The 15,402-nt window shown below is 55.9% G+C and carries 1 protein-coding gene (running past one end of the window); it reads right to left on the reverse strand.

What is annotated here, in order from left to right; translation table 11 throughout:
* Window positions 1–15,402, reverse strand: the 3' end of a protein-coding gene (locus Pla100_RS27355; protein WP_231603700.1) for a PKD domain-containing protein. 19,731 nt of this gene lie beyond the right edge of the window; the window shows 15,402 of its 35,133 coding nt (coding positions 19,732–35,133); the start codon falls outside the window, past its right edge; it ends in the stop codon at window positions 1–3.

The following is a 15,402-nucleotide window of genomic DNA, read 5'->3' on the forward strand; positions in this document are numbered from 1 at the left end:
TCAAAACAAGCTCCCTCGATTCCAGATCTCGGCTGCGTCTTTTGCCAATTCGTCCAGCAATTCATCCAGATCGAGGTCCGACGGATCCGACTCTTCCTCGTCCAACAAATTAACCGACGTATTCTCGAGCCAAAAATCAGTTGCAGGCTTGACCTTCGGTCGATTGGATGGAGATAGGTAAGTTAGCGATTCAATCATGGTGGGCGGTAGAGCATCGGAATCATCGGCTCGGACGGAGGGACGCAGCGGCATCGCGGCTGCCACCATCGGCGATGACGTCATTGGCTCGCCTTCTCCGCCTGCTGGTTCGGACGAAACGGTCCTCGACACGAAGGGAATCGAATTCAAAAAGTTGATCACCATCAGTGCATCCAAGGCAGTTGCCCCTCCATCTCCACTGACGTCCAAGTAACCTCCTAAGTCAACGATCGCGGAGGAAGTTGCCTCCGGTAAATCGGAATTTTCACTCTGGTTCAGTCGATTGATAATCAGTAGTGCATCCAATGCCGTCACCAAGCCATCGAAATTAACGTCCGGCGGCAAGACGATGTTTTTCCAAGATGTATTGCTGGCGACGAGAACCGTCGCGTTGTTCTGAGCGAGATGCTGGAACAGTTCACCGTCAGTCAAAATCGGGCCGTACGTCGTCCATCCCTCGCCCAACGTGAAGTCGTCTTCGTCGTCGATACGAAATTTGCGAGACGAAACGACCTGAGGGTCGATGCCGCTAACACTTGCATCGATCATGTCACGCCCCGGTCCGCCATCGAGCAAATCATCCCCTTCGCCTCCTTGCAAAACATCCTCTCCAGGGCCACCAAAGAGTCGATCTTTTCCGCCGCGGTCACTTCCAAATCGGAAACTCGCGCCAATGAGTGTGTCATCTCCTTCTTCTCCATGGAATTCCGCATTCCAGTGCTGCGCCGCTTCATCGGTCATTTCGACTCGGTCATTACCTGCACCGGCGTAAACAAAAATCGTCTCGAAATTATCTTGCGGCTTATAGTTTATGTCGAAGACTTGTTCGTTGATTTGGACCTTCACGAAATCGTGATGCGCGCACGATGGGCTATCAAAGGCACACTCCTCCAAATGTTGTTCGTAGTCTGCGATATACCAACTGACTAAGATCGTATCGTCTTGATCGGTCCCCCAGAATGCCACGCCTTCGATGTTCGTCACGACATCCGTTCCGCCGCTTGCTTCGACGATGTCTCCGACGTTGCCACCGCCGTCGATATGGTCGTCGCCGGCACCGCCACGTAGCGTATCGCTGCCGGGACCACCAAAGATGCGTAATGGGTTGGTGACCATTTCATTTGCTCGGACGGTATCGTCACCATCGGCGGTGATGATCAAAATCGGGCCGGCGAGACTGTTGTCGACTCGAACAGGCTCGCGAGTCAAATGACTGGTGATGACGTAGTCATCCGTATCACTCACGATCGTAATTTCATCGTTTGCCGAAGCGGAGTAACGCCCACGACTGTCCAGGCCACGAATCACGATTCCGGATTTCGCAGTAGCGGACGCATCTGCGGACGGTTGATAGACGCCATAGAAGCCAACGCCACGGCTGGCATCATCCGCTTCGACACTGTCGGAAACAGCCAGCACAAAACCAACATCCTTTTCCGTCAGAAATGCTGCGTAATCAAGATCATTGATTGTCAGGATATGCAGCCCCGGCTGTAGCATCGAAACATCAGCAACGTCAATGACCGCGCCGATCGGTGAATCCGTTCCGACATCCCATTGCGGATCGGATGACTCATAGAGAGTGATCTTAAATGGAGCGGCCTCGCTACCAATGACTTCATAGACCACTTGCAGAGAGCCCGGAGCATTCGACGCTGTCGAAAACGCTCTCATGTTGACCACGGCTTCACCCGGAACCGGATCGGCGGCTTCGGGAGACATCAAAGCAGGTAGTTGGTCGCTAAGCTCGATCGTTGTAATGGTGTCGTTGGTCCCACCGTCCTTGTCGACAACTCGTGTGCGGACGGTGGCGATCGCCGAGCCATCCACGTTCAGATGCAAATGGGACGGCACAAAGCTCGAAGAAGTATCGGTAACCGAGCCGGCATAGCTACCGTCTCCTAAATCAAACGTTCCATCGTTATTAAAGTCGTAGCTGTAACGTAAACCGGCCGCAGTATCCGCTTGCGAAGCATCCGAAGCATTTTCGATGGAAACCGTGACGAGGTTGCCCTCGTTGGTCGCGTTGGTCACGACACTTGGGTCGACGTTGTTGACCGTGATCGCGAAAGTCTGGCTGGCCTGGGCCCGATGGCTATCCGAAACGGTATGCGTGACGGTGTAAATACCATCGTCATTCGCGATAAAGCTGAAGTCTTGGTTCGTGCCTTGCCGCACGACTTGTCCGTTGCTCGCAGAAACTTTCCAAAGAAACGAATGCACATCACCAGAATCTGGGTCGTTGAAGGAACTGAATAAGTCGATAACACTTCCTTCCCGGAACGGTGGAAGGTCCGGTGCATTGAACGTTGGCGGAGCATTCTCGACTTCAACGACGAGCGTGTCACTGCTCATACCACCATCGTCGTCCGTCACGGCAAGAGCGACCAAGTACGTGCCGACCTCATCCGGCTTGAAGTGGAAGATTGGGTCGCTGCTATCGGCAATCAGTTGTCCGGTACTGGCGAGCACTTTCCATTGGAAGTGATGCTGGTCCAGGCCCGAATCGATACATGAGGCAGCGTAGTTGAAATTGACGTCGGTTGGTTCATCGACGAGTAGATTAAACTCTCGAACACTGACGACACGTCTGCCTTCTTTGGCGGTCACGCTCACGGCGTAGTTCCCGCTCTGCGAATACTCGTGACGGATGCTACGCAGATTCACTCCCGATTCCGAGACACTGCCATCGCCGAAGGCCCAGGTATAGGTCAAGCTATTCGGGACAGGCTTCGGAACATCGTTTGACTGGGTACACGAATCAGGTCCAACGAGCACCACGAGTTCGTCCGCGCGAGCCACCGTGTCGAAACCAGCATCGACGATGGGCTTTGTGTTCTGAACGTCCACGAGGATGGTGGTCGAGCTACTGCCGCCGTCATTGTCAGTTAGGGTCAATAGAACCGTGTGCAGCCCGTTGTCGAGAGGGGTGAAGCTGTACTGTTGTGTGTTGCCACCTTCTATTGCGTGGCCGTCGCTGGTCGTCACGTTCCATGCGAAAGTGTGGGTGTCGTCGCTGCCGAAATCGAAGACCGAACTGTCGAGCGTGACCGGTGTCCCTTCTGAGACACTCAGTGCGATGCCGCGTTCGGGAATCTGCGGTACAACGTTGCTGACCGCAATTTCGAACGTCGTCGTCTCTTCGGAAGCTCCATTGTTGACGGCCAACGTGACCGAGTACACTCCTTCGTCCTCGAAGGTCAGACTCAATCGCGGATCGTTACTCTCTGGAATCACCTGTGGGTTATCAGACGACACCGTCCACCGAACCGTGTCACCATCACCAACGGCCAAGAGCGAAGCAGCGTCGAGCGTGAGGGTATCGCCTTCGCGAACGATCCGACCCAACCCAGATATGGTCGGTGCGATCGGGCTGCCGATCACGAAAGATTGCCGTGTCGAATCCACTCCACCATCGGTATCCGTCACGCGAAGTGTCACCGTATAGGTGCCGGGTCTCGCGTATTGATGACTGACGACAGCAAGGTTGTTGTCTGCTAGCAAAGCACTTTCGTCGCCAAAATCCCATTCATAAGAAAGGACGCTGCTGTCGGGATCGATCACAGGAGCCGAGAACATCACGCCCAGAGCGTCAGGTGTGATCGTTGTGTTCGTCAGGTCGACAATGCGCGGTGACACATCACCGACAATCGCCTCAGAATCAACGACTTCAATCGTCAGTTGACGAGTCGCTGTGTGACCAAAACTGTCCGTGGCGGTCAGGGTGATCACATAGTTGCCATCATTGACATAGGTATGGGAGGTCGCTCCTAAGTTGCCCGTCGATTGGTTCGTGCCATCACCGAAGTCCCATGCATAAGTCAGATCACCACCGCTGGGATCGAAGCCGGTTGCGACCCATCGCAAAGTCTGCCCTGCCACACCATTGGTTTCACCAGTCAGGCTAAGGAGTTGCGGGCCCGTCGCTAACGCTGTCGCGTGCAGGGGATCGAGAACGATCGGTTTCGGTGCGACGTTGGCGATGACGATCTCGCGAGTCGAAGTCGTGGTGCCACTGTCACCGTCCGTGACGGTCAATGTGACGGTATAGGTTCCCTCGTTCGAGTAAGCATGCGGAATCCGGCTTAAGTCGACGCCTTGATTCGTTTGTGTTCCATCGCCGAAGTCCCAAGCATAGGTCAGCGGGTCCTTACTACCCGCAGGGTCAGTGACCGCGGCCGTCCAGAATAAAGTCTGACCTTCCGTGCCTGTCACATCACCGATCAACGAAGTGATCTTCGGTGCCACATTGGCGACGGTTACATTCAACGTCTGTTCCATCTGGCCTCCGTCACCATCGGTGATCGTCAGCGTCAGGGTGTAGTCGCCGCTATCCGCATAAACATGGTCGACGTTGGTGCGGTTGACGCCGCTGATTTTAGAGCTGCCATCGCCGAAGTTCCATCGATACGTCAAGGGATCTTTCGATCCGGCCGGGTCGGATGCGGTGGCGGAAAATTCAAAGCGTGTGTTCTCATCGCCACTGGTGTCTCCCGCCAACGGCGAGACGACAACGGGATGCAGGTTATCAACGAGAACGTTCAATGATTCGGATACGCTCCCGCCGTCGCCATCGCGTACGGTCAGGGCGACGGTGTAGGAACCGTTGTCCGCGAATGTGTGATCGACACTGGTCAGGTTGAGGCCACTGACGAGTGTTGAGCCGTCGCCGAAGTCCCAGACGTAGGTCAAGGGATCTTGGGTGCCGGCCACATCAACGGCGGTTGCCGAGAACGTCAACGATTGGCCTTCGTTGCCCGTCAGGTCACCCGAAAGGTTTGCCGAGAACGTCGGGGCGACGTTGTTAACGGTCACGGTCATCTTTTGAGTCGTGCTGTCGTTGAACTTATCCGTGATCGTCAACACGACGGTGTAAACGCCACTGTCGAGATAGGTGTGCATTTGATTCACATCGACGCCACTGGACATCATGACATCGTGGATGCTATTTCCATCGCCAAAGTCGAGCGTGTACTTGAGGCCGAGAGGTGATGGGTCGTTTTCACCCGCGTTTTCCGTGGCGCTGAAGGTGAACGCGAATTCGCTGTTCTCATCACCGCTGCTGTCGCCGGCAAGGCTGATCACCGGAGCGACGTTGTCGACGAGGACATCCAGAGTTCCGGCGGCAAGATGCGTGCCGTCTTCATCAACGATATCGACGATGATCGTAAGAGTGGTTCCGCCCTCGGTGTAGAAATGCGACTTGATTCCAGCATTCGTAAAGACTTCATATTCATCTTCCGCCGTGTTCGGATCCCCGTCGTTGTCGAAAGTGGACCCATCACCCCAGTGCACGTGATACTCGATGACCGTATCGGCACCGGCATCCGAAACATCACCCAATGTCAATTGGTACGAGGCCCCCTCGCGTGTGCGAGTATTCCCGTCCAGATCGATTTTGGGAACAACATTCCCGACCCGAATGATGGTTTCCACCGAGTCACTCAGCGACGTCTCGTCAGCACTGAACGAATCGGTGACGGTCAACCGGACCGTGTAGTCGCCTTCATCGAGCGGCGTGAAGTTGAAGATCGCCTCCGTTCCGTCGGTAACAACTTGACCGTTGCTCGCGACGACGCTCCACAGATAGCTGCGAGTGACACCGTCATTCGTTCCTCGCAAGATCCCCAGAGCACTGGTATCGTGAGCGTCGAACGACAGAACGCTGCCCTCGCTGATCCTACCTAGCGGACGATCCTCGGCCGCGCGGGTGGGAAAACTCGATTGCGAGTAAACATACGCCGGCCCGGATCCCGCTGTCGATTGAGATCCGATTGCAAGCGTTTCGCCACTGATCGCTACCCCGACTCCAAATCGACCATCGGCTGCCGCGTCCACTGCCGTCAACTTGCGGACCTCGGTCCACGCGTCCCCATTCCGCTGGAAAATGTAGGCCGCTCCGGAATCTACCCCATCGTCGTCATCGAAATGCGATCCCACAACCAGAGTTGGACCGCTGATGGCCACCGAGATTCCGAACTGGTCGCCGGCATCGCCGTCCTTGGCGGTCAGCTTTTGGGTCGGGTACCACAGGTTTCCTGCTTGCTGGAAGACATGGACTGCACCCGAATCGAGACCAGCTTTAACCGAGCTGAATGATCCGACCACGAGAGTGTCGGCTTCCAGTGCGAGCGAAATCCCGAATCCGAAACCCGCCGCACCTTCGCGTGCCGTCAGTTTCTGTGTTTCGGTCCAAACGCCAGCGGTCCTCTTGTAAACGTAGGCCGCTCCCGCGTCGATCGAATCGGTATCATTGCGGTCCGCGGCGACGACCAATGTATCGCCACTGATGGCGACGGAAACACCGTACAGATCATCCGGGGCAGCATCGCTGGCGGATAGTTTTTGAACTTCGTTCCACACGTTGCCCTCGCGAGCGTACACGTATGCCGAACCTTGGGAAGAGCCTTCAGATGCTCCGTTGATGTCATCGCGGAACGCACCAATGACAACGGTGTCGTCTTCGCTGATCGCTACCGAATAACCAAAGAAAGCGTACTCGGCGACGTCGTCGGCGATCAGTTTCTGAGTTTCGGTCCAGACGCCATTGTCAGTGTTACGGGTGAATACGTACGCAGCCCCTGTGATAAGACCAGTACCGTCCCGGGCATCAACGGCCCCAATCACCAAAGTATCGCCTTGGATGGCGACGGAATAACCGAAGTGTGCTTCCGCCGACGGTTTGCTTGCAGTCAGTTCTTGCACCAGAAGCCAACTGCCGTCGACGCGCTGATACACATCGACCGCGCCGGTGGCAAAGTCATCAAACTCGTCACTGAGGTTGGTAAAGCGTGCTCCCACCACCATCGTGTCGCCATCGATCGCGACCGAACGCCCAAATCCATCCGCGAGAGCAGCGTCATCGGTGACCAGACGAGCGACTTGGTTCCAACTTCCGATTTCTGCGGCATGATTCTGGCGGGGACCGCGGTCCAAGAAGAGATCACTACCTGGCAACTCGTCGAACGGCCAATATCCGACCAAGCCGGTTTCCGATCCGTCGAGCTGTCTGCCAAGATCCGCATGGACTTCGGTCTGTGTTCGTGCGAGATCCCAGATCCGTAGCTCATCCAGCGAACCAACGAAGTTGCTGTCGCTACCGCCGACCAGCAGCGTCTGAATCGGCAGGACGTCAAAACCGCTCGCCCCCGCGTCGCGAGTGCCGATCAACTGGCCGTCGATCAAGACTGAGATTTGGTCCGTTACCGCGTTGCGAACGAGCGCGACATGATGCCACTGACCGTCGCTGAGCGGTTGTGGCAAGGCAAAATCGTATTGGCCTTGGCTGGTTCCGTCACCCAACGGAGACAGGAATGTGAGCGAGCCGTAATCCGCCGATAACTGGACGGCAAACTTTGGCGAGGCATTGGAATCCGGCGAATCGGTACCGCGGAGCAACCATTGGTCGCCCGTGGCCACTGCGCCGTCTGCCGTTCGCAGGCGGAACTCAAGAGTCACATCGCTCAACGAGTTCAACGCAGCCCGCGGTAGGTTGAACCCGTCCCCACTGCTCAATTCCACCCAAGAATCATCTCGATCGGTGATCACGGCGACCGGATTGACCGTCACGTTCGTCCTATCGGTCGTGGAGGCACCGTCCGGATCCGTGACCGTCAGTGCCACCGAGTAGATTCCGGAGTACTGCGGCGTGAAGCTCAGCGACGTAGTGCCTGCCGGAAGAACGACATCGCCGTTGTTGCTGGTTACTTCCCACGAATATCGCAGGGATTGTTGATCCAGCGGGCCTGGATCGAAAGCGTTCGCACCGTTGAACGTAACCGTTTGGCCAGGCGTTACTGTGTGACCATCGCCAATTTCTACCGTTGGCGCGACATTCTTCACGTTGAAGGTAGATTGCTTGCTGTCGAAACCACCATCGCCGTCGGACGCCGTGATCGTCAAATGGTACGTTCCGTTGTCGGTGAACACGAACGACGGTCTCAGCACATCTGGAATGACATTGGTCCACGCGTCGTTAGGAGACGCTTCGCGCGTACGGAACTTGCCCACCAAATCATCGATGCGCAGGCCGGTCGGATTGAAGTCTGCTCCCCCGTTGTTGAGCACGAACTCTAACGTGTTGGTGCCTGGAAGGAAGCCTCCGTCGATTACAAACTCAGTCAGCTCGGTGAAGCCGGTATCTGGTGATGCTGATAGGATCGAGCTGCCATTGATACGAATGTCCTGGCCGCCGTTGTCCGTAGCCCATCGACCGGTGATGATCACCGCATTCACATCGACATTGTTCGGCAGCGTAAACGTGGTGCGGTAAGTGTAATCGCCTGGCTGAGCAACACTGCCGCTGGGACCGATCCAGTTTGAATTGTCGTCATTGGCAATCCAGGCCGCGGAGAGCCCAGTGCCCACCAGATCGATTTTTGTAGCCACCAGGCCGCCGCCAGGGTGAGAGACGATTTGATAGTGCGGATCGGTGACATTGTTTCCCAGTGCCGCACCGCTGGCGTCGATGCCCGTATTGAACAAATTGGTAATCGGCATCCAGGTGCCGAACACATCGAACTGGCCATCGTGAGCTTGTGGCGTCGCATCGCGTACGATATCCCCGCCAGCTTCATCCATGCGATAGTAAGCGACCAGTCCGGATTCGTTACCTCGCAACAATTCGTTCATGTTGCCTTGGATCTGTTCGGCGGTACGAACGCTGTTCCAGATTCGCACTTCGTCTAGGCTGCCGCGCAGCGGCGAGGTATTGGAATCATTGTAGAACGACTGCGCGATTAACAAGGGCGCCGTGTTTGAGTTGGTGTCGGTCTGGCGCACGCTGTCCCGGCCCGCGATCGCCCCATTGACATAAATCGTCATGAGCCCCGTGACGCGATCGATCAAAGCCGCGACGTGATACCATTGGCCGAGCTGGATCGTTCCCGGTGCCGTGTCGGCAGTTTGCTCGCCGATTGCATCCGCCGAAGTCAATCGCAGCAGACCCGTGTCATTGCCTGTGTCTTTGACAAGTAGGCTGTACGTCGCGTCGTTTGCCACGAGGCCGGCACTCTTCGTAAATATCGGTTGCCAAGTCGTATCGAAGCTATCGACCTTCAACCACGTCTCCAGCGTGATCTGTCGGCGGATGTCGAGGTCGGGGCTGTGCGACACCTTCATCGCGTTCGTCCCGTCCAGTTGCAACGCTGTGGGACGTAGTTCCGTCACGTGGCCGCTAGGATCGGAGAGGCTGAACCGGGCTTGCAGGTTCGCCAAGTCAGCGCTGCTCGGATCAACGACCACGACCTGCCCGATGGAACCAGCATCGATCCGCACGTCAAAGCTGCCGTTGTTGCTCGGCTCGATGACAAGTGTCTGCCCCTCATCGATATCGATCAGATCGGGCACTCGTTGAATTGTGGGTGCGACGTTGCGGATGTAGAGTTGAATGTCCTCGATGTCGAACACCGGGAAGACGGTGCCAATCCTTAGCGTCGCCAGCCCGCTATCCATCGTGTCGAATTGAACCGCTCCCGTGCCCGACGCGGCCGGTGTGGCGAACGAATCATGCGGGATGAAGACTTCCCACGGCACGGTCGATGTGGGATCGGCCAACAGCAGATTGACTTGATCCCCTTCGTCGAACACAAGATTCTGGCCCGCTTGCAGGAACCGATTGGGCATCGTCAGAAATTCGAGATCAGGCAGATCGAGCAAGGTGCGGGTCGTATTGTTCGCCGACGCATTGACGCCGGTGCCTTCGAGTTTCAGGCTGCGAAGACCCGTCAACTCGGCAACTCGAGAGATGTCGGCGAGGGACAAATTCCCGTCAAGGTTCAATGTTAACAGATGGGCCAATCCGATGACTTCGCCAGCCTGGGGGCCGCTAGTCAGACGACGCGGTACCAGTGTCGCAAGGTCAGAATTGTCCAATTGGTTGTTCGACAAGTCGAGCGACAACAAATTGGTGAGAGACTCAAGACCAGCCAGATTCGAGATGTTCTTACCTGACGCGTCCAAGTGAACGATTGCAGCCAGATCGCTGGCGTGGAATTCCTTGTGAACGATCGACGAGGAGCCGGTCACCGGGATTCCCAGTGTGTTGGCAATCGCGGTGCGAAGACCGAGATCCGAGATCGTCACGATCGGATCCAAAGGCTGGCTAACGTCATCGAACGATAGTTGGCCAATCGGAACTGGATTGTCCGGATTATCAGCCAGATTGCGGTCGCGGATCTCAACGGGTTCGCCTGTGAAGGTGTCCGCGCCACTGTCGCCGAACAATCGATCCAGGTCCTGGTTGCCAACAATGAGATCGTCGCCATCGCCGCCGTGGATCAAGTCACGATCCGGTAAAGTCGATGTCTGGTGAGTCTGACCACGGATCGGCGCGTCGACCAAGATCGCGAAGTTGGTATCCGAAGCGGTTGCCGGAACGACGCGCAGGTAATAGGTGCCAGCTGCATACTTGCGTAGATCGATCGCCGCGACGTTTTCCGCTAGCACACGCCCTTGCGCGTCGATCAAGTCCGCCAAAGCTTGGCCATCGATCCGGATCGCATCGCCGCCCTTTCCGTCCCCGAGTGTGCTGAACTGGAACCAACGCTCGCCACCTGCGGGCAACGCGAATGGCTGATCGCCTTCCTGAAACAACTCGGCACGACCTGTCCCGCGATTGACCACATAGGATCCGCTACCTGGCACAGAGATATTTTCAAGCGTATCAAATATTGCCGGCAATGTGATTCGTTGATGGGCACCATAGATCGTGTAGATCTTGCCACTTTCAAAACCACCCGATGTGCTGCTCGCCAAACCAGCACCGATAACGAGATCATCAATTCCGTCGGCATTCAGATCCAGGTTGGGCGACGAAGGCAAACCGCCGTTGGAATCGATCACGCCAGTACCGATTGGCAACGTCACGTTGGCATCGGAGAGTTGCCGAGTGGCTGATCCATCGGCAATCGAAAGGAATGTGTAGGCATTACCGGAGTTGGGCTGGCTGATGATAAGGTCGGCATGGCCATCTTCGTTGAAGTCACCAGCGGTTGCATACAAACCAGATCCCTCGATCACGTAATCGGGAGTGCCGAAATTAAGAATCCCGGTGGTTGTTCCCAGATAGATCCGAAGATCGGTTGCTGTCCCCAGGGCGACATCATCGTACCCATCGTTGTTCAGGTCACCCAACGCGGAAGGACGTCTCAGTTCGCTAGCAGACGACGCCGTCAGGCTGATCAGCGTCTGGCCGCCAGTGGGAAGTTTCGTCTGGAACAGCGAATTGGAAGGCACTCCGAAAGCGTTTGTCGTTCCCGTTGAGCTCTGAGACGCTGTAAAGCCGAGCGGCCGGGTAACGGTCCGATCAGAAATGCTCAGTGATGTCGTAGGCACACCCGATGGACCGAAGGCCTCGACCATGATCCGGCCGTTGTTTTCTCTTGCAACTAACTGAGAACGTGTGGTCCTAAGATTCCAAAACGCGCCTTCTTTGTGAGAAAACTGTGCGTTCTGACCAATCTTATCCAGACTCAAACGCCATGCACCCGGAGCGAGGTTGATTACCGGAACGTCGAACGTCCATGTGTTCCGTTCTAAGTTGATGATGTCTGGTGATGGCAAGTTGACTCGTGTTCCCGACGGCGAGTAGAGATTAACACTGAACCTCAGGTCCGTTCTTCCTGCTTCGAAGCCCTCCGAACTGATGGTCAACCTCATTGATTTCAGCGGGGTCGTATTTGGAATGAATAACACACCTCCACTATCGTCCTGCACCCTAATTCCATCATTTACAGTCGTTTCAATTACGTCGAGTAAGGGTTCATTCCGGAAGGCGGCGTTCACGATATTGACGACTTCACTAATCGGTCGCGGTGCAGCCGACGCAGGAATGGTGATGGGACTCGGTCCTGGCGAAATCAATGTCGTTACTTGGCTGAACCCATTCGCTGAGATATTCCGCACGTCGTAATCGAGAACCGTCACTAGGTTTGTTGGGATCGGACCGATGGCGTCCCCGATGACCTGTGCGCTATTGCCTGTGCGGGTATCGTTCCTCACCGTCGGGAATCCAAGCACACCTGGTGGCAGGAATTCGCTTAACGACAGCGTCACATCACTCCCGCCATCAAGCGTCGTCAGAGTCAGTTTCCCACCGGTCACGCTTGCGCTCACATTCCCGGCAAGACTACTTTGCAGAATGGCTGAGTTAATCTTCGTTGCCAATGTGACCGCATTTTCGTTCGCGGTTTGCGCTATTGTCAGTGTCTCATTCAAATTCCCCAATTCAATTCTTAATTGCGAAGAGAAACCGGGCGTGGATGTGATGCCGTCCGGTGCCGTGACGACGGCTCGGGTAACGCTCGCCACGTTCACTGTCAGCGTCGAATTGCCAAACAGGACGTCATCAAGTCCATCACCATTGACGTCACCCGCAACAATCGTCTGCAAGTCTGAGAAGCCCGCATCCGAACGCATTTTGCCCAACCGGTCGCCGAGTAATAGCTCGCGGTCGGTTTGTTGAAGAGTTTGCCCAGAATAGATGTAGCCCAGATCAAACTTGCCCGGCGTCACGGAAGATCCGGTTTGCGTTGAGTTCTCGGTCGTAATCAGGATGTCGTCGTGCGAGTCGCCGTCCAGATTCAGGACGTAAACATCAGGGACAAAGTTCGTCCCCACGGCCGGATTCAGTGGTGCTCCGGCTAAACGAATTGTGCGACTATTGAGGCCTCTGTCGGCCGTTCGTTGATTAAGGTAGTTGTGGACGAAGGCTTGATCCCACAGACGCGGCCAGGGCACAGCCACGTTGCTCACATCAACTCGCCCAGCCTTACCGCCAAGGATCACGGTAACCAGCGTGTCGCCAACCGATACCGCAGAAGCTTCTGGAAGGCTCGGCACGGCATGCACGAATACCAGGTCGGCATAACTGTCCCCGTTTATGTTACCAAAGGTCTTGGCAGGAATTCCCAAGGCCGCGTGGTCGATCACAATCTCAGCGTAGGTTTCGATGTTCTCAACGGCATCTAACGTTACCGGTCCAAACAGGACGTAACTGAAGTTGAGACCACTGACGATAAAATCGTCCTGTAAGTCGCCGTTAAAATCACCGATCTTTTGCAACGTCGACAGTCGCTCTCCGCGAGCCGAGCCTTCCAACGCGAACGCGTTACTCACATCCAAGCTTGTGGAGTTATTCAAATCAATTCCTGCCAGCCCTGGCTCCACGCTGCCCAACATGGGCTGCGCCAGCTCGTAAGTGAATAATTCGGGCTCGAACGTGGGTCCGGCGACCGGCACGTACGGATAGGCATATACCGGGTCATCCGACGTGTTCAGAATCTGGTCGACTCCCGCATCCGCGTGGCCAAAGATGGTGTCGTTGGCAGGCCCTCCGAACAGCTTGTCGCTGCCACCGCCGCCGACGATGATGTCATCGCCCGTGCCACCGTCGATTGTGTCGGCCAACGCGCCACCATACAGCACGTCGTCCCCAGCTCCACCGCGAATATCGAGGGCCGCAATACGTGCACCTTGTTCAAAATCACCGGGATCGATGCCCCACTCTTCGAACAGCGAGGCGTCGAACGTTCCACTGATCGGCAGGAACTGAAAACCCGGATCGGCATGAACCACGTCGTTACCGCCCTGCGTGATGATCACCGTGCTTTCGACGTCGCGAGCCTGATAGAACATGTACTTTTGCTGATACGCGGTCCAGTCCGTCGTGCCATCACCGTTGTTATCGATATCCTCCGTAACGAACTGCTGTTGTCCGATGTCCCAGACGAGACTCGTAAACTCGTACCGATGCAGCCCCGAGTTGTATCGCAGTGACACGAAATCCGGCACGTCGTGACCGCGACGGTCTTTGTCACCACCCAGGAACAATACCCGGTCGTCACCTTCGCCGCCGAGCAATTGATCGCTGTACGTCGGAATGTACGTTTGCGTTGCCGGGCTGAAGACCGTGTCGGATTGATTGCCCAACAGCGGCAAAAAGTCGGGAATGATTTGGAACGTGTCATTACCCGCACCGCCGAACAGCAAGTCGCTGGCGTTGCGATCCAGTCCGCCACTGAGCACGTCGTCTCCCTCGTTACCGAAAATCCAATCTTCGCCCGCTCCACCCATCAATACATCGTCGCCGGGTCCGCCAACGATCACGTCCCGGCGCTGGACGTCCGTTCGCAGAGACAGTTCGGTTTGTTGCCCTAGCGTTTCGAGGTCGTTATCAAAATCGAATTGCAGATCATAGATCGTGGGCGTGCGATTCTCTGATTGAATCTTCACCAGGTATTGGGTGCCGCCAACGAGCGAATTCAGCCGAAGTTCACTAGAGAGCGATGGCCGAAGGTCAATCGCATTCGTGGTGACGCTGGCGGGCGAGTAAATCGTATAGTGCCCTGGTTCGGCAGTGCTGACGTCGAGTTGAAACGAGTCCGTCAGTTTCAAACCACCGAGCTCGAACGTGATCGTTCCCATGTCTTCGGTCTTGAGGCCGTTCAAGGATGCATCAGCCGAGTCCAACAAGTTCGCTGCCAGGCCCTTCGGTCCGTTGTCGACAACAATGGTTGTGCCGGGAGCAATCAGCGGTTCGGCAGTCTGTGTTCCCGACGTAAAGCCGTAGAAGTTGATCGCCGCATTGACATCGGTTCGAACACTGATGCCTGCTAAAGCACCTGAGCTATCATGGTAAGCGGATCCCTGGGGGCTCAGGAAGAAATCGCCCTGATTGAAGTCGATGCGGTACCGAGTGAACTGCTTGGGTGACTGGGACCCGAACGGATCCGATTGAGTCACATGGATCTCGTCTTCGAGACCCGTTGCACTTTCCAGGTAAGCAATTCCGGTGACAGATCCTCTGCTCGAGAAATCAAGGCGATAGCGGTCCTGTTGACGGAACGTGAGATCGTTGGGATCGGAGGGATTCGTTTGCAGGGCAAACAACCATTGATCGTTAAATTCTTCGCCCGTCAGCCAGAGCATGCCGTTTCCGTAGGCTAAACCTGGGTGCCAGTTCATGGAGCCACCACCCTGTTGACTGGGGATCAGTGCATCCAGGTCAAACTGTGCCAGCAAGGTGCCGCTGTTGACATCCACCACGCGAAGTTCGCCAGCGGCGGAGTTCATTAGGAAGGCGATGCCTCCGTCAACCACTTCCACGCCGTCAATCTGTCCCTCGGCCGCATCGAAAGACTGGACGTTACTGAGAGTCGTTCCACCTTGCGTCTGTTCAAACGCGTAGAGTTCCTGCTCCATCGC

This window comes from Neorhodopirellula pilleata (genome assembly GCF_007859915.1).
In the GTDB taxonomy this organism is placed as follows: Bacteria; Planctomycetota; Planctomycetia; order Pirellulales; family Pirellulaceae; genus Rhodopirellula; species Rhodopirellula pilleata.